The 24,080-nt window shown below is 55.3% G+C and carries 17 protein-coding genes; 13 read left to right on the top strand and 4 right to left on the bottom strand.

Annotated elements, in window-relative coordinates:
• Positions 1-3 precede the first annotated feature (3 nt).
• The 10 genes from icmH (at position 4) to ACNQ6O_RS00690 (ending at position 18,341) form a co-directional block, all read left to right on the top strand.
• Complete coding sequence (icmH, locus tag ACNQ6O_RS00645; protein WP_418051328.1) at positions 4-825, top strand: type IVB secretion system protein IcmH/DotU; 822 nt, start codon at positions 4-6, stop codon at positions 823-825.
• A complete protein-coding gene (tssH, locus tag ACNQ6O_RS00650) occupies positions 791-3,463 on the top strand; it encodes a type VI secretion system ATPase TssH (protein ID WP_418051329.1) in 2,673 nt (890 codons plus the stop codon). The genes icmH and tssH overlap by 35 nt, the downstream gene beginning before the upstream one ends.
• Positions 3,464-3,633: 170 nt before the next feature.
• The gene (locus tag ACNQ6O_RS00655; RefSeq protein WP_418052246.1) at positions 3,634-5,199 is read left to right on the top strand and encodes a sigma-54 interaction domain-containing protein; all 1,566 of its coding nucleotides are present in this window, start codon (positions 3,634-3,636) and stop codon (positions 5,197-5,199) included.
• On the top strand, positions 5,196-5,837 hold the full coding sequence (gene vasI / locus ACNQ6O_RS00660; RefSeq protein WP_418051330.1) for a type VI secretion system-associated protein VasI: 642 nt from the start codon (positions 5,196-5,198) through the stop codon (positions 5,835-5,837). Before ACNQ6O_RS00655 ends, vasI begins: the two co-directional genes overlap by 4 nt.
• Positions 5,838-5,847: 10 nt before the next feature.
• Positions 5,848-7,287 carry a type VI secretion system protein TssA gene (gene tssA / locus ACNQ6O_RS00665; protein WP_418051331.1) on the top strand — a complete coding sequence of 480 codons (1,440 nt, stop codon included), beginning with the start codon at positions 5,848-5,850 and terminating at the stop codon, positions 7,285-7,287.
• Between the two features lie 24 nt (positions 7,288-7,311).
• Complete coding sequence (gene tssM / locus ACNQ6O_RS00670) at positions 7,312-10,905, top strand: type VI secretion system membrane subunit TssM (RefSeq protein ID WP_418051332.1); 3,594 nt, start codon at positions 7,312-7,314, stop codon at positions 10,903-10,905.
• A 102-nt stretch (positions 10,906-11,007) separates the two neighbouring features.
• On the top strand, positions 11,008-13,131 hold the full coding sequence (locus ACNQ6O_RS00675) for a type VI secretion system Vgr family protein (protein WP_418051333.1): 2,124 nt from the start codon (positions 11,008-11,010) through the stop codon (positions 13,129-13,131).
• Between the two features lie 18 nt (positions 13,132-13,149).
• Complete coding sequence (locus ACNQ6O_RS00680; protein WP_418051334.1) at positions 13,150-13,689, top strand: DUF4123 domain-containing protein; 540 nt, start codon at positions 13,150-13,152, stop codon at positions 13,687-13,689.
• Between the two features lie 39 nt (positions 13,690-13,728).
• The gene (locus tag ACNQ6O_RS00685; RefSeq protein WP_418051335.1) at positions 13,729-17,307 is read left to right on the top strand and encodes a hypothetical protein; all 3,579 of its coding nucleotides are present in this window, start codon (positions 13,729-13,731) and stop codon (positions 17,305-17,307) included.
• A 14-nt stretch (positions 17,308-17,321) separates the two neighbouring features.
• Positions 17,322-18,341: a hypothetical protein gene (locus tag ACNQ6O_RS00690; RefSeq protein ID WP_418051336.1), complete on the top strand. Its 1,020-nt coding sequence runs from the start codon at positions 17,322-17,324 to the stop codon at positions 18,339-18,341.
• A gap of 36 nt (positions 18,342-18,377) precedes the next feature.
• On the opposite strand, the gene ACNQ6O_RS00695 is transcribed toward ACNQ6O_RS00690, so the two are convergent.
• From ACNQ6O_RS00695 to ACNQ6O_RS00705, 3 genes are all read right to left on the bottom strand, one after another.
• Entirely contained in the window at positions 18,378-19,472 is a 1,095-nt protein-coding gene (locus ACNQ6O_RS00695) for a rhomboid family intramembrane serine protease (RefSeq protein WP_418051337.1), read from the bottom strand.
• A gap of 16 nt (positions 19,473-19,488) precedes the next feature.
• Positions 19,489-20,067: a biotin transporter BioY gene (locus tag ACNQ6O_RS00700; RefSeq protein ID WP_418051338.1), complete on the bottom strand. Its 579-nt coding sequence runs from the start codon at positions 20,065-20,067 to the stop codon at positions 19,489-19,491.
• 210 nt (positions 20,068-20,277) lie between these two features.
• On the bottom strand, positions 20,278-20,454 hold the full coding sequence (locus tag ACNQ6O_RS00705) for a hypothetical protein (RefSeq protein WP_418051339.1): 177 nt from the start codon (positions 20,452-20,454) through the stop codon (positions 20,278-20,280).
• A 213-nt stretch (positions 20,455-20,667) separates the two neighbouring features.
• On the opposite strand from ACNQ6O_RS00705, the gene ACNQ6O_RS00710 reads away from it, so the two are divergent.
• Positions 20,668-21,603 (top strand): LysR family transcriptional regulator, encoded by a 936-nt coding sequence (locus ACNQ6O_RS00710; protein WP_418051340.1) that lies wholly within the window; start codon positions 20,668-20,670, stop codon positions 21,601-21,603.
• Between the two features lie 18 nt (positions 21,604-21,621).
• Here ACNQ6O_RS00710 and ACNQ6O_RS00715 read toward each other — a convergent pair whose 3' ends face one another.
• On the bottom strand, positions 21,622-22,251 hold the full coding sequence (locus ACNQ6O_RS00715; RefSeq protein ID WP_418051341.1) for a glutathione S-transferase family protein: 630 nt from the start codon (positions 22,249-22,251) through the stop codon (positions 21,622-21,624).
• A 188-nt stretch (positions 22,252-22,439) separates the two neighbouring features.
• Between ACNQ6O_RS00715 and ACNQ6O_RS00720 the strand changes: the two genes are divergently transcribed.
• Both ACNQ6O_RS00720 and ACNQ6O_RS00725 read left to right on the top strand, forming a co-directional pair.
• Positions 22,440-23,033 (top strand): TetR/AcrR family transcriptional regulator, encoded by a 594-nt coding sequence (locus ACNQ6O_RS00720; protein ID WP_418051342.1) that lies wholly within the window; start codon positions 22,440-22,442, stop codon positions 23,031-23,033.
• A gap of 177 nt (positions 23,034-23,210) precedes the next feature.
• The gene (locus tag ACNQ6O_RS00725; protein WP_418051343.1) at positions 23,211-23,966 is read left to right on the top strand and encodes a hypothetical protein; all 756 of its coding nucleotides are present in this window, start codon (positions 23,211-23,213) and stop codon (positions 23,964-23,966) included.
• Positions 23,967-24,080 lie beyond the last annotated feature (114 nt).

The following is a 24,080-nucleotide window of genomic DNA, read 5'->3' on the forward strand; positions in this document are numbered from 1 at the left end:
ATGATGACCAATGCACCGGTAATGGATCGACCAAACACCACCACGGACTCGGGTGATAGTGCATTCGGTGAACTGTTGTTCGCCGACACCGACAGCACCGGCCACCGCACCGAGCTGGCTGATGCCAATTTTCAGCTTCGCGGGCTGGAAGAAAATCGCCTGATTGATGCCGCCACATCGTTGTTGGGGTTAGTCATCCGGGTTCGCCGGTTGGCCGATTTTCATGATGTGGAAAGCCTGTATCAGCAGGTGGTCGATGAAGTGGCGGCCATTGACCGCGAACTGATCGAACAAGGCCACGAACGGCCCATCGTGGTGGCCTACCGCTATGTGCTTTGCGCTTTTATCGATGAAGCCGTTTTGGGCACCGACTGGGGCGCGCACAGCGTGTGGTCGCAGCACTCGTTGCTATCGCGCTTCCACAACGAAACCTGGGGTGGCGAAAAAGTGTTCGCGATTCTGGCTCGGATGGAAAAAGAGCCGGAACGTTACCGGGACATGCTCGGGTTCATTTACCTGTGCCTGTGTCTGGGCTTCGAAGGCCGCTACAAGGTGATGGAAAGCGGGCGCGACGAGTACGACCGGATTGTGCGCGGCCTATACGAACAACTGCGGGACCTTCGTGGAGACAGCGATTCCCGGCCGCTGGCCGATGCCTTGGAAAACGTCGCTCCGGCGCGCAACCGCTTGCGAACGGGCTTGCCCATCTGGCTCATCACCGGCGTGTTTGCCGCGGCCATGGTCGGGATTTACCACTTGTATAACGTAGCGCTGAACGAACGCATCAAGGATGTGCTCAGCGTACTGGAACAACTACCGAAATAAGGACATCACTGTGATTCGGGTAGAACTACCGGCGCTGATTGGGCGCCTTAACGAGATTTCCCGTCAGGCTCTGGAAGGGTCTGCCGCGCTGTGCATCAGCCGACAAGGGGCGGAAATTACGCCGGCACACTTGCTGTTCAAACTGCTGGAAACGCCGTTTTCCGATGTACGCCAGATTCTGGAACAAACCGGCATCGACCATCAGCAACTGCAGCCGCTGGTGGGCGACAGCTTGAACGGCGAGCCACAAAGCGCCGAGCCTTACCCATCCTTTTCTCCCTTGCTGGTGGAGCTGATGCAGGATGCCTGGCTGCTGGCCTCAACGGAGCTCGGCCACACCGAATTGCGTTCTGGCGCCGTCTTCCTGGCGTTGTTGATGAACGCCGACCGTTACCTGATGCCACGAGTCGCACACGCATTGGTGGACATTAACCGGGAACAACTGCGAAAGCAGTTCGACCGAGTAACCGAAGGCTCTGTGGAACGTCCGCAGCTGGCGGAGAATGGCGTTACAAGACCGGTCACCGAAGCAGACATGGACCCGCTCAAGCGCTACGCCACCGACTTCACCAAACTGGCCCGGGAAGAAAAACTCGACCCCGTGGTGTGCCGGGATGCAGAAATCGATCAGATGATCGACATCCTTTGCCGTCGTCGTAAGAACAACCCCATCGTGGTCGGCGACGCCGGTGTTGGCAAAAGCGCCCTGGTGGAAGGCTTGGCCCTGCGAATCGTTAACGGTGATGTGCCGGATCGTCTGAAAAGCGTCGAACTCTGGACCTTGGATATGGGCGCCCTGCAAGCAGGAGCCTCAGTTAAAGGCGAATTCGAAAAACGCCTGAAAGGTGTCATTGAAGCGGTCAAAGGCTCAGCCACCCCAATCATCCTGTTCATCGACGAAGCTCACACTTTGATCGGCGCCGGCAACAGCGAGGGCGGTTCTGACGCCGCTAACCTGTTGAAACCCGCACTGGCCCGTGGCGAACTGCGTACCATCGCCGCCACCACTTGGCGCGAGTACAAAAAATACTTCGAAAAAGACCCGGCCCTGAGCCGCCGCTTCCAGCCCGTCGCGCTGGACGAGCCCACGCCGGGTGAGGCTGTCCACATCCTTCGTGGCCTGCGTACCGTCTACGAAAAAGCCCACAAAGTGTTGGTAGCCGACAGTGCCCTGAAAGCCGCAGCCGAAATGTCTGCCCGCTATCTGGCTGGCCGCCAACTGCCGGACAAAGCCATCGACGTATTGGACACCGCCTGCGCCCGCGTTAGCCTGAACCTGAGCACCCCGCCACGCCGCCTAAGTCACGTACGTAGCGAGCTGCACCAGCTGGCCATGGAGCAAGACCTTTTGAGCCGTGACCACACACTCGGCCAAATGGTTGATAACGAGCGAGAGCAGGAACTGGAACAGCGCATTGCCGAGCTCAAGGCCGAGTCCGAGGCTTTGGAGCAAAGCTGGAACGACCAGCGAGAGCTGGTGGCTCGTTTGGTCGAAATCCGCGAACAACTGCTAACCGGAGAAGTGTCTGAAGCTCTGGAAGCAACGACCGATGCCGACAACGAAGAACGCCCAGACCTGAAAAACGAAGCCGCTGCCATCGAACAGGAGCTGGCGGAACTTCAGGCCGACGAACCACTGGTTCACGCACGAGTCGACGCACGCCAAGTGGCCGAAGTCATCGCCGATTGGACCGGCATTCCGGTCAACCGCATGACCACTGACGAGCTGGAAAAAATCACCCACTTGCCGGCATACCTGCAGGCCCACATCAAAGGCCAGGACACCGCCATCGATTGCCTGCACCAGCACCTGCTCACTGCCCGCGCCGACCTGCGCCGGCCCGGTCGCCCCATGGGCGCCTTCCTGCTGGTTGGCCCGAGTGGCGTGGGTAAAACCGAAACCGTGGTACAACTGGCTGAACTGCTCTACGGCGGCCGCCAACTCCTCACCACCATCAACATGTCTGAGTACCAGGAGAAACACACCGTTTCCCGCCTGATTGGCTCACCCCCGGGATACGTTGGCTTTGGCGAAGGCGGCATCCTAACCGAAGCCATCCGCCAGAAACCGTATTCTGTGGTGTTGCTGGACGAAGTCGAAAAAGCCCACCCGGAAGTCCTCAACCTGTTCTACCAAGCCTTTGACAAAGGCGAACTGGCAGACGGCGAAGGCCGATTGATCGATTGCAAAAACGTGGTCTTCTTCCTGACCTCCAACCTTGGCTACCAGACCATCGTTAACCACGCTGAAGAGCCGGAAAAGATCGAAGAAGCCCTCTACCCAGAACTGGCCAACTTCTTCAAACCGGCCCTGCTGGCCCGCATGGAAGTGGTGCCCTACCTACCGTTGGGCGAAGACACCCTCAACCGCATCGTGGGCGACAAACTCCAGCGCCTGGCTGACCAAATCACGGCCCGTTACCACACAGACGTGGAGCTGGAAGACGGCCTGGTAGAAGCCATCCGCAGCCGCGCCACCCGAAGCGAAAACGGCGCACGGATGCTGGAGTCGATCATTGAAGGTGAATTGCTGCCACCGGTGTCGCTGGCGCTGCTGGAAAAACTGGCGGCAAGAGAGCCGGTGACCAAGGTCGCGCTGGGAGTGAACGACGGAAAGTTTATAGGAACAGTGGCTTAGGTTAACGGCGAAATAGCGCTCCGTGGGGTTGAGCTTTCCAAAACCTTGTGGAGCCATGGATGGCGGAGCGTACAAGGATGTATTCACAGCGTGTTTTGGAAAGCCACCCCGCAGGCTGCGCGGGCGACAATCTCCTAAGTCATTGTTCTGGGATAGAAAGCATGGGACGGATGCAGATGGAACTGCACACCGGCATAGAACTGGCGGTAGCACTGATCAAGCAGGACACACTCCCTGCCTTGCTCGACACAGCCACGCGCCAACTCGAAAACGCCTTTGGCCTCAGCAAATGCTGGGCCCTCGAACTCGACCTCAGTGGCCGAACACTCCACTGTGGCCAGTTAGGTGATGCCAGCGAATTCGACTGTGGTGACTTCAGCCACCCTTTCGCACACGTACTGCAAACCGGCAAGCCGCGCGAACTCACACGCGCCGCCAGCTACCGGCTCGACCACACAGGCTTCCAAACCCTGTTTGAACTCAGCGACCGCCCCAGAAGCCTTTGGCTCGAACCGCTCACCGGCACAGACGGTCGCACCCTCGGCATACTCGCCCTATGCGGTGACCACGACGACTGGCAAAGCATTGTCGGCCAACCCCTGTACACCGGCCTGAAACAACTGCTGGTGCATCAATGGATCAGCCAGCTGCAAACCCGCGACCAAGTATGGCAGCGGCGCATGCTCAAACGCTCCCTGGACCACCTGCACGATGCCGAAAGCGTGCGCCAGCGCTGCCAGCAACTGTCCCACAGTTTGGTGGGCAACTCCGAAGCCATGACCAACCTCCGGGCACAAGTCGTGCGCGCGGCCAGCAGCCAGCTTTCGGTGCTGATCCAAGGTGAAACCGGTTGCGGTAAAGACGTGGTCGCCCGGGGCATTCACGATCTATCCGAACGCGCGACGGGCCCCATGGTTGTGGTGAACTGCGCTGCTATCCCGGACACCCTGCTGGAAAGCGAACTGTTCGGCCACACCAAAGGCGCCTTCTCCGGTGCCGATCAAGCCAAGGAAGGGCTACTGGCTCAGGCCAACGGCGGCACCCTGTTCCTGGATGAAATCGGCGACATGCCCATGGCTCTGCAGTCCAAATTGTTGCGGGTTCTGGAAAGCCGCCAGTTCCGCCCCTTGGGCGCTCGGGAAGAGCAGTTTTCCGACTTCCGTCTGGTGGCGGCGACTCACCAACCGCTGCAGCAAGGCATTGATGACGGCCTGTTCCGCCGGGACCTGTTCTATCGCTTGAGCCAATTCCCGCTGCGGGTGATCTCCCTACGCGAACGTACCGAAGACCTCGAAGCGCTGAGCCGACACTTCATCCGACTCTACGTTGAGCGGGAAGGCAGCGGGCCGCTGGGTATCAGCAGCCACGCGTTGAAACGACTGGCAGGCTATAACTTCCCCGGTAACGTGAGGGAATTACGCAACATTATTGAACTGGCCTGCCTGCAAACGGACGCCAACGGCGACATCCAGCCTGATGCATTGCGATTGGATGACCTGCTGGTGGACGCCGGACAAGCCGCACCTACCGCAGCGGAAGCGGCAACCATTCCCGGCATCCCCGTGGCCGAGGAAATTCGGGATCTGAAAGCTGCCGCACAAGCTTTTGAGGCGGCCATCATTCGTGAACGCCTGCAGCAATACCGTGGCAACCGGGCCCAAGCCGCCGAGAGTTTGGGATTACCCAAGCGCACACTGGCCCATAAATGTCTGAAGTATCAGGTAACTGACGTATGACCCTGAAAGACCGAACCCGAGCCGGCCTCATCGGCCTCGCGCTCCTGCTGATGAGCACTGTCGGGCAAGCGGATACCCGCCTGAGTGATGCTCAAGCCTGTACCGAAGAACCCAATCGGCTGGCCCGATTGGCGTGCTTCGATGACGTGTTTGACACCCCTTTGGCTCGTTACGAAAGCGGCTCTACTGGCCCGGCTATCCACCAGCCTGAACGCTGGCGCCAGGCGTTTGCGCAAGCCGGGCAAAACGATGCCAGTGGTCCGATTTACCGGAATACCGGCTCAGCCGCAGGGCACTTGGTAACGGTGGCTGCGCTAGGGGCTCAGCCTCCAAGGCCGGTGCTGACACTGCAATGCCATAACAACATCACGGAATTGACTGTGATGCTGCCCAAACCGATCAGTCGGGAGCGGGTGGACGTCGCGTTGGCGTCGGCACCCAGTCAGTGGCGGGTGCGGGATGAAGGTTTGGTGGTGAGTGCCGGCCGAGGCCTGCCGGCGATTCGCTCGGCACTTGAGATTGTGCACCAACCGGATGTCCGCATTCAGGCCGGTGCACCGGAACTGGACGGCTTGTTGTTCGACCTGACCGGTTACAGCGATGCCATTCGCCCGCTGCGACAAGCGTGTGGTTGGTGAGGAGAACGTTATGCAAGTGATTGAACAGCACCCATACGTTGATCAGGTCCTCGCAGCCATTCCAGGGGATTCCGGTGTTGGTGACAACCTTGCCGATGATTCGGTGCTGGAGTTTTTGGAAGACGAAGTGATGAAAGTGGGCTCACTGGCTCACAACGACATCAATTGGCAAAAAGTGCAGAGCGAAGCCCTGCAGTTGCTGGCGGACCGCAGCAAAGACCTGAAAGTGTTGGGCTTTTTTATGCTGAGTTTACAGCAGGGCAAAGACGGCGAGCATTTCGCCCTGTCCTTGTATCTGCTGCATCGGGTGTTGGATGGCTGGTGGGAAAACGCGTGGCCCTACCCGGGTGCCAAGGGGCAGCGGGCCCGCAAAATGCTGTTCACCCAGATTGTGCAGCGTGCGATTAAAAGCGTGGACGGCCTAAGTTTTGATGCGAGCGTGGGTGATGGTCGCCAGTTCTGCCTAGACCTAATTGCGAAGCTGGAAGAGCAGGCGCGGAGTCGGGATTTACCGGATGACCCGCTGTTTGATTTGAAACGGGCTGTGGATAAGTTGCCAAAGCCGGATCAAAGCAGCAGCCATCAGGCCACTTCAACGGCGGAACCTGCAAGCCCCTCGCAAACGCAGCCTGCCCAAACGCCAGCACAGCCGGCCACGGCCCCAGTGGCATTGGGCAACCTCACGCTGGACCCGGGCAACGAACGAGCGACCCGCCAAAGCTTGTTGAAAGTGGCGGAGTTGTTGACCAGCACCGAACCGGATAACCCTTTGGGTTATCAGCTGCGCCGCTACGCCATTTGGCAAAGCATCACCAGCTTGCCGCCGACACGGGACGGCATTCGTACCGACTTGGCCGCCGTCAGTGCAGACCGAGTTTCAGACTACAAAGAAGCGCTGGAAAAAACGCCCGACAACGACTTGTGGCAGCGCATTGAACAAAGCTTATCGGTGAGCCCGTTCTGGCTCGATGGCCATTGGCTGAGCGCCCGTGCAGCCCAAGCTCTGGGTCATAACCGCTGTGCGGAAGCGATACGAGAAGCGTTGAAAACATTTGTTGAACAGTTACCGAAACTTGCGGAGCTGACCTTCAACGACCAAACACCGTTTCTCAGTGAACAAGCGGCAGAGTGGATGTATACCGTCCCGGTATCAGCCAAAGCCGGTGGGGGCAGTTCAAACCCTTGGGAGCAAGCTCTGGAAACGGCGCTCGAGTTGGTGCAGCAGAATAAGCTGTCATCCGCTCTGGACTTGTTGGAGCAAGGTTTGGCCGAAGCTCGCGAGCCCAGAGAGAAATTCTACTGGCGCCTGGCGACGGCAAAACTGATGAAAGAAAGCGGCCTGAAAACCATGGCTGCACAACAGATTCAGGACCTGCAAGGGCAGGTTCACGGGTTGGTTCTGGAAGACTGGGAACCGGCTTTGATCAAACAAATGGAACGGCTGGCGTAACCGCCAAACGCATCAAACGCAGGAATGGAAACCATGTGGAGAAAAGCATTACTCATTGGTCGATGGCTGCTGCCATACATTCGTAACGCCGCCCCGGTCACGCTGACACTGGGCGTAATCGCCTTGCTGGTGGCTACCTGGTGGCTCGGGCCGAGGCTGGAAATCAACGGCGAGTACCCGTTACTAGCCTGGCAAATGCGGGCGCTGGTTACACTCGGCGTTGTTCTGTTGGTTGTGGTGTTCTGGGGCATGGTGTTGGCCCGCCGGTTGAGCAAGGTCAACAAGGCCAAGGCTGCCGAGCAACAAGAATATGAAGACCCGATCCTACCGATGGAACGTCGCCAGCAGCGACTGCTGGATCGTCAATTGCAGGCACTAAAGAGCAACTTACCCGGCCGAAAAGGCTTGTATCGCCTGCCTTGGTATTTGGTGATGGGCCTTGAAGACGCCGGTAAAACCAGCCTGATTCAGCGTTCAGGGCAGACTTATACCTTAACCAACGTCACTCGAAACAACCGGGGCGATCGCAACCCTTTCGGTTTTGATTGGTGGATTGGCGATAACGGCGTTCTGATCGATCCAGACGGTGAATTGCTGAGCCAGAACCAGGGCGAAGGGGCCACCGGTGAAATCCAGAACCGGTTGTGGAATCACTTTATGGGCTGGCTGGAAAATAGCCGCCCGCAGAGACCCTTGAACGGCCTGATCGTTGCCGTCGATTTGGCGCGATTGAGTACCGCCAACGAACAACAGCGGGAAGCCCACGCCATTTTATTACGCACCCGGGTAAGGGAGCTCATGGAGCAGTTGGGCTCGCGCCTGCCGGTGTACGTCACCTTCACCAAAATGGACTTGATGTACGGCTTTGCCCCGTTTGTTAGGGCCATGTCGAAGGCCGAAAAAGATCAGGCGCTCGGCTTCACCTTCCATCTGGATAACCAGCAAGATCACGACGAATGGCTTGAACAGTTTGCGGAACGATACACCGAGTTGGTGGATGAACTGAGCCAGCGCTTACCAGACGTGCTTGCTGATACCCGGGACGCGGAAGAACGGGCGGCAGCGTATTCCTTCACGCGCCAGCTGGCGGGCCTCAAACCAGCGGTAGAGCAGTTCCTCAGCGACTTGCTGTCCGCCGATGCATTCTCGACACCGGCTTTAGTACGGGGTACTTATTTTACCTCTGTTCTGCAGGAAGGGGTGCCTGAAGATGCCTTCGTGGCCGCTGCCGCCCGTAACTACCAGATGAGCGGTCCGATTCAACCGGCGCAGCGGAATGCCCAGTCAGTCAGTTTGTTCACCAAGAACCTGTTCCCGGGTGTGATCTATCGCGAGGCCGGCCTGGCGGGTGATAACCGAAAAGTGATCAAAAAGCGCCACCGCAAAGTCGCGATGGCTTCAATCATAGCTCTGTGTGCCGGTGCGGGCATGACCGCCGGTTGGCAGCATTATTTCATTAAGAATGCCGAAGCGGCGGCTCAGGTGGAAAACCGGGTTAAGGCGTTCCTGAACGATTGGCAGCCCGTTGGCTACGAACCGGACACAACCGGCCGAAACCTGCTGCAGCCACTGGATGAGTTGCGAGAAGCCACATTGGCCTTCGGCGACTACCGCAAAGAGTGGCCGCTGGTCACCGACATGGGGCTGTACCAAGGCCACAAAGTAGGGCCAGAAGTGGATGCCGCCTATCTCGACATGTTGGCGTACCAGTACCTGCCGGCATTGATGTTCGGTGTGATGGAAGAAATGGGGCAAGCACCGGATAACAGCACTGAGCGATTGGAGCACTTGCGGGTACTGCGCATGATGTATGACGAAAGCGGTCGCCGTGGCGACATCGTATCGGAATACATGCGCGAGTATTGGCAAGCGCGCTTCCCCGGGCAGCGGGAAGTCCAGAACCGGCTGCACAGTCATTTGCAGTACGCCATGGTGCACACCAATCTTGCAGGCATGGCCGCCGAGGGTGATCAGGCGGCTAGCATGGCACTGGCGCCTTTCCGGAGCAGTGTGCAGTGGGCGCAGCACGAGCTGGGGCGGATCAGCACCCCGGACAGGGTATATCGTGATCTGAAAGCTGAAGCCGGTCGGGATTTTCAGTCGCCGCTGGAGTTGGCGCGTAGCTCTGGCCCGGCCTTTGCCACCGTCTTCACTCGCGTGGATGCCTACGGCGAGCCGCAGGGCGATGCCTTGCCGGCAGAGGACGACCCGCTCTCCATTCCGGCGCTGCTGACCCGGGATGGCCTGGAAAAATGGTTCCTGCGACAATCAAGCTCGGTGACGGAACTGGCGCTGGTCGATGCTTGGGTGCTAGGGCGCCGGAACGACGTGGATTTCAGTAAAGCTGACGAAGCCGAATTGCTGTCGAGCTTGCAGACCCTCTATGCCGAGAACTACGCCAACGTGTGGCGCACCGCGCTCAGCCGAATCGACGTGCACCGTTTCGAAGACTTGAATCATGGTGTGCGTATTCTTGAAAGCCTGACCAGCGGCCATCAGCCATTGGCGCGCCTGCTTGGCCAGGTGCAGGCCAATACCAAGCTGATTCCTGCCGGTGAAGGTGAAGCCGAAGTGGCTCGTAAGTTACTGCAGGAATCGCCGCATTACCGAATGCTGCAGGATATCGAGCGCCAGTTTGATGACCTGAACCGGCTGACTCGCAAAAACAGCGATCAGCCCAGTGGTCTGGAAGAAGTCATGGTGGTAGTGGCCGAGTTGCACGAGTACATGCGCAGCATTCAGGAATCACCGGATTCCGGCAAGGCTGCACTGAGTGCTGCCCGAGCGCGTATGGCACTTCAGGGGTCAGACCCCATCTTCACGCTCCAGCGTATGGCCAGTCATCAGCCCGAGCCGCTGAACCGCCTGTTAAGCCGACTGGCTACCGAAAGCTGGCGAGTGGTGCTTGATCGTGCCGTGGCCCAGCTTGAGCGGGAGTGGTACCGGGAAGTGTATCAGCCGTTCCAGCAAACCCTTGCCCGGCATTACCCCTTTGCAGCAGACGCGAACCGGGATGCAGCCTTGCAGGATTTTGAGCGCTTCTTTGCTCCCGACGGCATTCTGGAAGCCTTCTACAACAATAACCTGAAGCTGTTTTTGGAAGACCACCCCGAGCAGGTGGGGGATGCCCGCCGCGCGAGCTTGGTGCGCCGCGATGTGCGCGCCGCCTTGGAGCGGGCACGCCAGATTCGTCAGGCTTTCTTCACCCGTAGTGGTACGCTGGATGTTGAGTTCGCGTTAGAGCCGCTGAACTTGACCAACAATAAGCGCCGCGCCGTGGTGAATATCGACGGGCAATTGGTAGAGTTCTCCCATGGACCTCGCCAAAGCATCCCGCTGGTCTGGCCGAATACCTTGCGCGACAGCGTCGAGAGCCGCATCACCCTGGTGCCGATACAGGTGAACCGCTCGCCGCGCAGCATTTCCGAGCGTGGCCCGTGGGCGCTCTTCCGCCTGTTGAACAAAGCAGAGATCACCGGAGTTAGCAGTAACGCCGTGGATGTGATGTTCAAAGTGGACGATGGCGAGATGCGTTATCGCCTGCATGCGGCCAGTAATACCAACCCGTTCACACAGCAGATGCTTGCAGGGTACCGAATACCCCGCAGCTTGTATTAGACTGTGTGCCGTCGCCCGGGCATGTGTGCCCGGGTTGGCGGGAGTCGGCACCCGGATGGCGCTGGCTGAAAAGGAAATGTTCATTCTTCAGGGACTGAAGTTATGCCCCAGGCAAGCGGATTGCAATTTACCGCCCGAGTTGGCGAATTCTCCTCAGACCACTTCGTGGTTGCCAGTTTTGTGCTCACCGAAGGTTTATCCACGCTTTCCCATGGCCGCTTGAAACTGGCCAGCACCGACCCGGACGTGCAAGCTGCGGATGTTCTGGAGCAGCCGGTGGATCTGGTGGTTTGGCAAGACGGCCAGCCTCTTCGCCGCTTTACCGGCGTGGTGAACGAGTTCGTGCGGGGCAACACCGGCCACCGCCGCACCCATTACGAAGTGGTGATTCAGCCTCCGGTGTGGCGCTTGGGCTTAATGCACAACAGCCGTATCTTCCAGGCACAGACCACCGATGCCATTGTGCGCACGCTATTGGAGGAGCGGGGCATTGTGGATACGGTGTTCGACCTGAAGCGTTCGCCAGAAGAACGGGAATACTGCGTACAACACCGTGAAAGCGACCTGAAATTCGTAGAACGACTGGCCGCTGAAGAAGGTTGGCACTTCCGCTACCAACACGGCAGCGTGGACGGCGAAGAACAACCCGCATTAGTACTGGCTGACCATCACGGTGATGCGCCCAAACTCGATCCCGTAGAGTGCAACACCAAAGCCGGCGGCAGCACCCAGCACGCCTGTGTATTCAGCTTCGCCTACGAAGAACGGGTGCGGGCTTCATCGGTTGCGATGAAAGATTACACCTTCAAGAACCCGGCTTACGCTCTGATGCACGAACAGAGTGCCGGTGGGGTGAACCACCGCGACGACTACCAGCACTACGACTACCCCGGCCGTTACAAAGCCGACGCCAGCGGCCAGCCGTTTACCCAGAACCGGTTAGACGCACTGAGAAACGATGCCTCCGTCGCCAAAGGCAAAAGCAACCGCCCGGACTTTGCCGCTGGCGCCAAAGTTGACCTGCAAGACCACGACAGCCAAAGCCTGAACCGGGAATGGTTGCTCACCGCCATTACCCACACCGGCAAACAACCGCAAGCGCTGGAAGAAGAGGGTGGTAGTGAACCGACTAGCTACGCCAACGAATTCACCGCCATTCCCGCCGATAAAACCTGGCGTGCCCTTTGTGAGCACAAACCCATGATGGACGGCCCCCAGATCGCCATCGTGACCGGCCCGGAAGGCGAGGAAATTCACTGCGACCAATACGGCCGCGTAAAAGTGCGGTTCCCTTGGGATCGTTACTCGAAAAACGACGAACACAGCAGCGCTTGGCTCCGCGTCTCCCAAGGCTGGGCTGGCGGCCAGTATGGCTTTATGGCCTTGCCCCGAATCGGCAATGAAGTGATTGTCAGCTTCCTCGATGGCGACCCGGATCAACCCATCATCACCGGCCGAACCTACCACGCCACCAACACACCACCGTACCCACTGCCGGAACACAAAACCCGCACCACATTAAAAACCAAAACCCATAAGGGTGAAGGCAGCAACGAACTGCGGTTTGAGGATGAAGCCGGTGAAGAGCAGGTATACGTTCATGCCCAGAAAGACCTGGACTTGCTCACGGAAAACAACCGTACCGAAGTCATCAAGAACGACAGTCACCTGACGGTCGAAAACAACCGCTTCAGCCACACCAAAGGTAACAGCCACCACACCGTAGATGGCGAGAAGCGCGAGCTGACAGGTAAAGACCACAGCTTCAACGTAAGCGGTACCCTACACCTGAAAGCCGGTACTGCCTGGCTCAGCGATTCCGGCACCGAACTGCACATCAAGGCCGGCCAGAAAGCGGTGATCGAAGCCGGCGCCGAAATCACCCTGAAGGCCGGCGGCAGCTTCGTGAAGATCGATCCCGCCGGTGTGGCTATCGGTGGTGCGAGCATCAAGATGAATGCCGGAGGAGCTGCAGGTAAGGGCAGCGGGCAGAAGGTGCAGGTGCCGGAGATGCCGGGGTTGGTGACTGCTGCTGGCGGGTCAGTGGCGCCGGAGGCGTTGGCGGAGGTTAGCCAGAGAGCGAGTGCTCAGCCAAAAGCCATCGTTGCCCATCGACTGAAACAGGCTCGGATGAATCGAACGGCTACTGTTGAGCAGTGCCAGCAGAAACCCGATGGCACTTGTCCGCTTGGGAACTGTCCTTGCGATAAGAATCAGACAGCGTGATACGTGAAGGAGCCGGTTGTGCTATTTGCAAAACCCTCGACTGACAAGGAGCGTTTTTTAGTGCTGGAAGCGCAGCAGAAACCATCGGTTGTGCAGTCATTGTATGAACAAACAGACGTTCCGAAGTGGCTATATCTGTTTGCTGAGACTGACTGGCAACAATACCTGGCTGAAAGTCCCGTTGTTCTGGAAGCTAAACAGAAGAGCCCGGAGTATCAGTGGGCTTTGCAAGGTTTGAAGGAGGGGCGGCTTATCGGTCTGATCCTGGAGTCCTCTGAGAGCCTTGAGTCCGTGACGAGTTGGCTAAGGGCGCGTTTGAAAGTGCGCTTTGACGGAGAACGTCAGGGTCTGCTTCGACTTTACGACCCTGAGGTATGGCAACGCTTATCTCCGGGCACTCAAGACCAGGCGGATGTGATTGAGCGGGTTATTTATTGGTACGGAGAAAGCGGTCAGGAACGTTGGCAAACCACCGACAGACCAAATCTGTTCACTATGCTGCCCGTACCGACGCTTTCAGAAACTCAGTGGCAGGCATTGAACACGCCTGATGCCTGAGTCCGAATTGATACGCTTAGAACGCAAGGAATGACAGGGATGTCTGAGAATAGTGCAAAGCAGTTGGCGGCCGGTTGTAGCCCGACTTGCGAGGACGAATCGCTGATTATTGAAGTTATAGGTAAGGAGCACCCGGAGGGGCATACTTTCCGAATCTATGATGAAACCAACTATGAACAGCAAGAGTGGTTGGAGAAACAGGTTGAAATAGAGACCCTGGATAATTCAGTTCTTAATGTCTGGCCCTGGCAGAATGCGGGCGGTCGAAATGTGTGGCTGGACATCGAGGCAGAAGAAGGCGCTGACGTTCGGGTGCCGCTGTTTGAAGGGGTGTCTGCCACGAAAAGAGAAGTAGAGAGACAGTGGAACCGTATTTTACCGCTGGTACCTCTGACGTTGATTCATGATCCGGAACCTGAACCTGAGCATACGAAGGAGCATGTTGTACCTGTGCGCCCTGGATTCATTTACGTGTTCCGTCAAGGTCGTCTCTGGAGGGAGTTGGAGGCACAGTACACTGATCAGGGGAGCGTGGAGTTTCGGGATGTACGTTTGGCTGATTATCGACAAGGCAGCAGAAAAGTCCTGACTGAAGATCGCCGGCCAGCAGTAGGTAAAGCCCAGACAGCAATATGGACACCAGTCTGTGAAATGAATCGTTCACTCCTCCACGAGTTTGAGATGGCATTTTCCGAGGTGCAGTGGTCTGCTCAGCGCGTGGCGTATTTGGAAACATCTGATTCGGCTCGTAAGGAGCGTTGCCAGCCTTTAATTGGTCCAGAACCGGTTGCTGAAGTAGCATCACAAACGCAAGATGTGGAACGGCCCGGTCGCCTTATCTCGCTACGTGGTCTGCCCGAAATGAGGTTGCGCGAACCATACCTAGAGCAGAATCTCCCTAAACCTTGGAAAAGTGTTTATGACCTCGATGGTCAATATTCCCGTAGTTTATTTTCTCAGGCTAAAGAAGAAGCTGAGGCTTTTGCTGCAAATGAGGAATCCGCTAGGGAAGCTTGGGAAGCAGTCGGGTATCGGGATGCAGCATTGAAAGGCGCCGCATCTGCACGGTTGGCTGCATTGGAAAGCCAAATATCCGGAGAAGAGAGCGAACTCTGGAAACCGATTGGGGTATCGGGCGATAGCTTGGCTAAGCCACGAGAGCAAGGGTACTCAGGAATCATCCTGCAAGATCATCTGTTTTGTGTCAGGCTCCACGTAACCCAAGCCTTATCAGCCCAGTCTTTGATTGAGGCTGTGGCTCGATTAGCCCAAAAGTCGAGACATATCGCTAGCGCGCATTTAGTACAGTCCGTAATCTTGCCTGAGAAATTGGGCGGACAGAAAAACCCGTTGAATGATTTTGCCCGTCACCTTGATACGACCTATTTCGGGCCACTTCACATGACGTTGCGCTCTGCCCAACGGCGCATTGCCCGCGAAGAAATGGCCCGGGCCCAGAACCTCGTAACAAATACCATCAAATCAGCCGAATACCAGTCAGCTCTTGCCGACCTTTTTACCCTGAAGAAAACAGACTATCTGGAAGGATTCTCGGTGTGCAGCAACATCTTCCAGGTCCTGTGCCAAAATCCGAATGACTGGAATACAGAGTCCGAGCGGGACGTTGTCAGTGAATACCAAGTACAGGACGCCAACGATCTTTTGCTCAAAATCATCGAAGAGGGGAGCGATCAGCCGTTACACGCGATGATTTTTCCCAGTGATGAAGCCTTGGCTGCAAGGAGCCAACCTCCGGAGCCGGAAGAATGCGGTGATGGCCGGTGTAGACCGGATGATCTTAAAGGAATTTCGGAATCTTTGCCGGAGATAGAGGATTCTCAATCCCTAGCCGCAGTTGCTCTCGCGGCTGTTGCTAAGGATGACAAAAGCCTTGAGTTGGTAACGGAATTGAAGCGATGGAGTGCGGCAGTTAACACGTTACTGGATGGTTTGCAGAAGCATTCACAAGCACTTCTGAATAAACTGAAATCTCGTAGTTATTCGCTAACCGCTAAATTCTATGGGCCTTTGCTACGTATGGCCAAGGCCCGGGACCCGAATTTGTTCGATACAGTGCAACTGGTTGCCAGAAATGCTGTTCCCCAAGGTTGGTTGATCTTGGGGGTTTCAGATCCGGGAATCGGACTGAAGTATGGTTTGACCGAGGCTGACCATGAGTATCGCCATAAAGCGAATATGCACAAAAGGTTTTACGGGGAATTCTATGATAGTGACGGCAACATTCTAGCTTCGACAGCAAAAGCGCGCTTGGGATCATTAGTCGAGGATATTGATCTCGGTACCTCGCCACAAGCAAGGGATGTCCAGGTATTTGTAGCGCCTGAGGATTCTGAGGTTGTTAAAACCCATAGGCAGCTGCGATCGACGACCAAGTGGGAGCGTTTTTTTTATCATGCGAGAATTCCTTATTTTGTGTTTGCCATCGAAGCTTTCAATCTATTGAAAGAAAGACATTTGTTATCTCAGCTAGCAAACGATAAAGGTAAAACCCGTTTAGCGGCCGGGTTGGTGAGTGGTTTTGCAGATCTCACCTTTGCCAGCGCCCTAGTAGCGGAAAGGATCAGTAAAGAGCTAGGTGTTTGGAAGGTGGTGCCGGGTGTTTTGGATCACGCTCTACTGAAGACCGAAGGATCACTAATCGTCAGGTTATTTCCTACATTGGCAAAAGCTCTTCCGGAAGTGATCACAACTCGTATAGTGGCTGGTATGGCAACTGGTGGTTTTGCGCTTTTAGTGTCGGTGTTAGATTTGGCTCACGAAGTCGATACGGCCGATTATGATTCCGCGGCCGCGTATGGAGTGTCAGTTATTGGCACAGGAATGACGATGTACGGAGGGGTTTTGATGACCCAAGTTGCTGGACAAGGCGCGGGTTGGTTAGCCCTGGCAGGTCCTTGGGGTTGGGTGGCGCTTGGTCTGACATTAGCAATTGCTGGCGGAGTTGCAGCGATTTTTCTCGACGACGAGCCGTTGGAAGAATGGCTGAAGCGTGGCCCCTTTGGTGGCGAGCATGATAACGAGTTTAAGTATTTAAGGAATAATCCAGACGAGTCTTTCTATCGGTTAACCAACTTGCTTTGCCGGCCACGAATTGTTGTAAAGAATGCTTCTAATTTTAACAGTAATGTAGTTAAACGTGGTGTTGTTTTGACCGCAGATCAGGAAAGAGAGTTTTCCAAGGTAAATACGGAAGTAACTATAGAGAACAATTTGTGCGGTTTGCTGGATGAGGTTTTATTAAGGTCAGAAATAAGACTAGTTGAAGCATCGTATAGAGGATCAAACTGGGGGCTTGGCTCTCGTGAGGTAACGAAGGTTAAAAGTGTAAAGGTTGTGGCTGAACAGTCCAATGCAAGCGGGAAAAAACTGTATTTGGTGGTACCTGAACGCAAGTCTGGTATTACGGTTTCGAGGATTGAAGTACGAGCTCAATGGTCGGCGATCTGGAATGGTGTTGATCAATGTTTGAAGCTGGTTTTTCCTGCACCAAAACTGGCTGACGACACCCGATTTGATCCCGAAATCCATAAAGATCCGGATTTTACATCAGTTAACCAGTCCTTCTGGGCTAACCAGAAGACTCACGGTATAAGCTAAACAGACATGATGCTATGACCAATACTGTGTGGATAAAGTATGAAGATACCGCTTATCGCGGTAACAGGAAGAGTCCCGAACCAAATATGCCCACGGGGCATAGCAAGCTGTTCCTGAAGGGCTGGACCCAAGGGAGCCGACCACTTGAGAAGAGTAGTCGATCTGGCGTCTTTCCCCCTAAGGCTTTGGAAACGTGGACGCCGGCGGGAATAGTCGAGGAAGAAAACTACAGAGAGCAATTTGAGAAAGAAGCAGCAGACGGTGGAGAGCCCTATAACCCCGCAGGCTGGATCAACGGAAATAGTATTCGTTATGCCACTCTTCCTAGGGTCAGTTGGGCTCTACTTTGGATGCGCTATGGCGGTCGATTTGCGTCTACTTGGTTATTAATACCATTCGTTCTAGCCATGCTAATGATGTGGTTTGAGCTGGGGGAAAAAACAGGGTGGAGTACCTTCTGGTGGGAAGCTGTTTTTCCATTCCTTGGTTTTTTTTATTTTCCGATGTCCATATGCTGGGCAGTTGGCTATGTCGTCGAAAAATACTTCCCTCACATAATCTATCGTCGGCCCAAAGGTCCCAAATGGGAACTAAACCGCCGTACCGGAATGGTCACCCTCTACTATGACCCGGACACCGACGAGCGAGCGGGGCAGATAAGTGCTCAGGCACCTTTTGACGAGTGGGATGGTTACCTTGTTACCTTGCCAGATCGTCAGGGTAACCTCTGGTATCGTCTGAACCTAGTGCACAAAACTGAAGAATGGGCCTTACCTCTGAACCAGCTTATGCCTGCCACCACCAATCGGGAAGATGTTTTGGCGTTCTGGTTGATGATTTGCAGGTATATGGATGTCACCCAGCCACTGCCGGATATTCCGCTGTTCGAGTCCTTTCGCCACGAAGATCCGCGCACTGTACGCCATGATGAAAAAAACAGCCGTAACCCCCGTTACTGGCGGGATATGAGCGAGCAGGATTACGAGCAGTTTATGAAAGACAATCGTCATAAGTTGTATAACAACAAGTGGTAGTGACAAAATTTTTAGGAAACGTCTGGTACTGACACCCTACCGCCGCAACTCAGCCTCTGGCCGATTCAGCATCGCAATCAGCGGATTCTTCCTGAACACATAATCCCGCAGCAGATAGCCCAACAATAGGCCAAGTGCGAAACCGCCCAAGTGGGCCACCCAAGCTACACCGCCTTGGCCGGAGAACATGCCAACCAGATTAATCAGGCTCCAGATCAGGAAGTACCAATGGGGTGCGAGTTTCTTCTGGTAGACAAAGAACATGAAGGTCAGGCTGGCGTGGCGGAACCACATTAAGTAGAGGCCGAATAGCGCGGCGATAGACCCGCTGGCTCCCACCAACAGCAGCGGGCCTTGGCTGCTGTCGAAGAACAGCAGTTCTGCCAAAGCCGCCATCACGCCGGCAAACAGGTACAGCGCGAGAAAGGCGCCATGCCCGAGAGCGTCTTCCAGGTTGTCCCCAATGATCCAAAGAAAATACATGTTGCCGGCCAAGTGCATGAAACCGCCATGGACGAACTGGTAGGTGAGGAGCTGGATGGCAAAATGTGCAGGGCTCTGGTTTTCAGAGTTGAACCCCCAGTATGCGAACACCCAGTCGTTGATTTCGGGGGAGAGCAGGCCGGCGATAAACACGATGCTGCAAAGTGTAATTAATGCTCGGGTGACCCAAGGTGTGCGGTGGGGCTTAATGTTGTATTCCACGGGCATGGCCGTAAAAAACTGAAATAGCCAAGATTTCCAGCTCACCTTTTCATTGAGGTTGTTCAGCGCCCGTTTCAGTTCCGGAGAGTGCATCACTTGCTCGACTTCATGCTTATCCAGCCAAACACCGTCACAGGTCGGGCAGCAGTCGATTTCGGTCGTATAGTGTTCCAGCAGCTGGTAATGAACCATCGAAACCCGGCAGCGCCGGCATTGCCGGTCGCTGGTCCGCAGCGCGGAGCCTAGGTGGCGCTCATGGTCGTAGTCATTAATGTGGTCATGTTGGTTTGCAATGGCTTGGTTCAGCGCACCGTCTTCAAACCACAGGCCGTGACAGTGTCGGCAGTTAAAGATCGACGGATTGCCGGTAGCCACCAGAGAAGAGTTGGAGCATGCAGGGCAGTTATAAGCACGTGTTTTAGGCATGAGGTCCCTGTTTCCCCTAGCGGGAAGTACTCTGTACGGTAAAACGATTAACGAAAACGACGGTAGCAACCGCAAGAGCGGACTTTATAACGCCCCCGAGCAAGAACGGCAGAACACCCTTCAGGAATGCATCAGCTGGCCCGATGGTAAAAGCGAGCCATACCCCGCCAAAACCCAGGCATACAGCATGGCCCAACAGCATTGCGATGAAGGCTAGTTTCAGGTGTTTGGTGTCCCAGCCACGGGCAAAGAGAAAACCAACAAGGGCAACGGCTAGGGGAAAGGCAAAAAGGTAGCCCGCTGTTGGTCCGAAGAAGTAATCCAGCCCGCTTCCGCCGCCCGCAAGAACCGGTAGCCCTGTAGCGCCGAGCGCCAGCCATAAAACCGTTGAGACGGTGCCCAGTTTCCAGCCTAGAACCCCAGCAACGGTAAGCAGCACGTAGGTTTGCGCGGTAATAGGCACGGGCACCATGGGGATCTCAATGTACGAAGCGATGGAGAGGCACACAACGGCGATGGCGATAAGCGCCAGCTTCCAGCTTACTGACAGAGCATTTGGGCCAGCAGGACTGATACTACGGCTGGGTTCAGACATCATCTTTCTTACCTTATCTAGAGCGCGGGATTCTGGTCTAGAACTCTAACGGAGTCGGGTAGTGGGAGCCACTAAAACGGAAGGAAAATGATGAGGATAAGCCAAGCGAGCGTTGGAGGAAGGGGGTGTCAGTCAGTCTGGATTAACTTGAACTGCTGATCAAAAAACGCACCGTCCCTGGTGCCAAGATGCAAATGAAACATGAAATGCTTAGCCCTGGCTGTCAGACACGATCTCACCACGAATGACAGTTTGGCCACTGTATGGGGCAGGCTCTGTAGTCTCTACCCGTGCCTCGTCTGAGTATCGGTCTGCAAGGCTTGCGTGTGCAGGCAGGGCAGTGATGGCAACGAGTGAAGTTAGGGCGGCCAGAATAATATTGCGCATAATTCTTTCTCCTGTTTCGGACAATGGTTGATATCGAGGTCGTGAGTGACGCGGTATCAGATGGCAAGAAGTATGAGCTTCAACTGGGTCGGTGAATAATTCGGAGTTAGTATGGGATACATCACTGAGTATGATGTAGGGGCTTAGGGTTTTGGCAGCGATTGTTAAGATTACCTTTGAACATCTAAATAAACCCACCCGAGGTTAATGTTGATGAAAACCCAAGAGCTCCAGTTGCTCTATATTTTTGATGCCATCATGACGGAGCGGTCGGTTACTCGAGCGGCTGACCGCCTCTCCATGACCCAGCCGGCGGTGTCGAATGCGATTTCCAGAATGCGCCAGATCTGGAACGACCCGGTGTTCGTGCGTAAAGGCAGAAACATTGAGCCCACGTCATATGCGTTGAGCCTGTGGGATCAAGTGGGTGGGCCGATGTATTCCCTGACGAATGCCGTGAGTGCCACGCAGTTTGATCCCCAAACTTCTAAGCGGAAGTTCCGGCTGGCGGTCACAGATGTCATCGTAGAGATGGTGTGGCGCCCATTGATCAAGTTGCTGGAGCAAGAAGCGCCGGGTGTGGATGTCTATGCCGTACCGTACACGCCCGACGGTACTCATGATGATCTTCGGGAAGCAAACGTTGACCTAGCGGTGGGCGTGTTGAATCACCACGATCACAGCCTGCGTAGTACCTGGTTGTTTGAAAGTGGTTATGTTTTGGCGATGCGCGAAGACCACCCTCTTGCTGGAAGGCCCATCACGCTGGACGAATTTCTGGAAGCGCGCCACTTGCTGGTGACCATGTCCGGTGATGCTCATGGATTCGTGGACAGTTACCTTGATCAGAAAGGCCAAAGCCGCCGGATTGCTGCAACGGTCAACCAATTTTCTATTGCCCCCGAACTCCTCAGAGAAACCAACCTCATCGCCGCAGTGCCCGAGCTGATCAGTCAGGATTGCGGCTTCGTCAACGGTTTATGGATGAGTGAGTTACCGTTCAAGGTGGACCCGACCAGTCTTTATTTGATCTGGCATGCGCGTCACGATCGTGACCCCGGCATCATTTGGATGCGTGATCACCTTGAGCGGCTTCTTCAGGAGCGCTGGCAAGAAATTATGACAGCCTCGCCGTGCTCGTCCCTCTGAGGTAATTGCTGGCCTCCGTCAGCTGGCCAGACTGTAAGCCCCGCCTTGTTCAACCGCCGCTTTGTAGGCGGGGCGGGCTTGGAAGCGCTCAACCCAAGCTTTCAGGTTGGGACGCTGGCTCAACAGCCCAAAGGAATGGGCGACCTCACCAACAAAACTCAACTGAATGTCCGCAGCACTGAATTGCTCATCAACCAGATACGTCTTACCGGCCAGTGATGACTCAATGAAACCCAAATGATTGTCCAGTTCGCTGTTGATGCGTGGCTGCAGAGGTTCGCCGCTATCTCCGAGTTGGCCAACATAGATCTTCAACAGCAGCGGAAGCATCGCGGAACCCTCGGCATAGTGCAGCCATTGAACGTACTGTTCGTAGGTCGGGCTGTCCGGTGCAGGTTGCAGGGCTTGGTTGTCCGCGTATGCCCGTACGAGGTAATCAATAATCGCGCCGGATTCATGAATGATGTTCTCGCCATCCTCAATAACCGGAGACTTGCCCAAAGGGTGAACTTTGAAAAGTTCGGGTGGTGCCAGATGGGTGTCGGGATCACGCTCGTAGCGCCGAACTTCGTAATCAAGGCCCAGCTCTTCAAGCAGCCAGAGAATGCGATGAGAGCGTGAGTCGTTTAAGTGGTGAACAAGAATCATGTGATTAGCTCCGGAAGGTGTTGGCAGTTTCAGCAGTCACTATCGCACAGTATAGACGACTGGTCTAATCCTAATGATCGATCTTGAAAATTGGTAGGCGGGAGTAATGATGAAGCTTCGGAAACTCCTGACGGGCAGCCGGAGTGTGCGTTCTAGACAATTGGTCTAATCCCGCTTAGAATTTCGCCATGGAACCAAAAGTAGCAACTCAAGATGTGCGCACCCACATCCTCGAAACCGCCCAGGTCATTATCAGTGGCAAGGGCTTCAGTGCTGTGGGATTAAACCAGATCTTGCAGGCTGCCGGCGTGCCGAAAGGATCTTTCTATCACTATTTCGGCTCTAAAGAAGCGTTTGGTGAAGAGTTGCTCAAGAGCTATTTTGCCAACTACCACGAAACATTGGATGCCATGCTTTCGCGCCCGGGCCTGAGCGGTGCCGAGCGCTTGATCAGCTACTGGGAAACCTGGCTGGAAACCCAATCGGCCTGCGATCCGAAAGGCAAATGCCTCACTGTGAAGCTGGCCGCCGAGGTCAGCGACTTGTCCGAAACTATGCGAGCTGTTTTGGCTCGGGAAACATCCCGGGTAGTCGCTCGTTTGGAGCAAGCGGTTGCCGAGGGCATCGCTGACGGCTCCTTGCCGGCGACTTTGAACGCAAAGGTAACGGCCTCAACCCTTTACCAGTTGTGGCTCGGTGCGAGCCTGCGCAGCAAGATCACCCGCGACCGCGATCCCATGGAGTGCGCGCTGGCATCGACTAGAGAAATGCTCGGGCTATAAAACCGCGTTGAACCCTGTTTAATCACGGAATATACAAACGACGGCCCCTTTCTATCCTTCATATCACTCATAGTGATATGAAGGATACGGCTTCTGAATTATTCAAAAACCTCCTGCCCACCAATAATAGCCATTCCCCCGATATTGCTCGGTAATATCAATCAAAAGGAATGCGTAATGAGTTCTCGTGGTGGCACCTTTCTCGATGTCAGTGCTCAATGTGCTGGAGCAAGTGATCGTGGTCGGCGTTGGCATAAGCCGGCAACGGTTGTGGCCGAGAGCCAAATGGGCGAAAGGCAGGTGGTGAAAACCTACCCCTCTTTTGTATTTCCGCTGACTCAATACTTTCGAATGCTGGCCAAGCATGAATACCGAATGCTCAAGGCCGTTGAAGGTCTGCCGTTCACCCCTAACGATGTGTACCGGTGTGCTGAGGACAGCGGAGCTTTTCAGTACCAGCACGTTGATGGAGTGCCGCTAAAAGAGCTGGGGAAGCGAGGCGGGGTTCCGGAAGACTTCTTTGTGAAGCTTTACGCCTCCGTGCAACAGATGCACAGAAGCGGCGTGGTTCATTTTGATCTGGGAAACTCCGGTAATGTGCTGTGCTCGCCAGCGGGCGAACCGAAGATCATCGATTTCGGGTCTGCCGTGTTTTTTCGTTTATTGCCGGGAGTATTAGGGGACTGGGCTCGCAAGAAGGATCGGATGGGGGTGTTGAAACTCTGGTATCGCTTCGATCGAGACACTATGCCCACGGCAACTCAAGCGTATTATCGTGCGAACTACAGGAAGAATATCTACACTCCCAAGCGCTTTATAAAAGCCTTAAAACGGGGCTTTTTGAAGCCGCTCCGCACTTATGAAGAGGCTTTGCCCATGGCCGCGATTTTCGGTTTGTTCTTTGGGCTGATGGCGTTGGTGTCGTTAGTTTAGGGGAAAAGAACGCGGAGTTGAGCACCTAAAGATTAAGAGAATTCCCCTGCAGCTGTAGACGACTGGTCTAATCATGTTTTAGACTGAGAGCAGATGTTAAAAACTAAGCCGATC

Origin of the sequence: Marinobacter sp. SBS5, from assembly GCF_048285575.1 — a bacterium.
Classification (GTDB): Bacteria; Pseudomonadota; Gammaproteobacteria; order Pseudomonadales; family Oleiphilaceae; genus Marinobacter.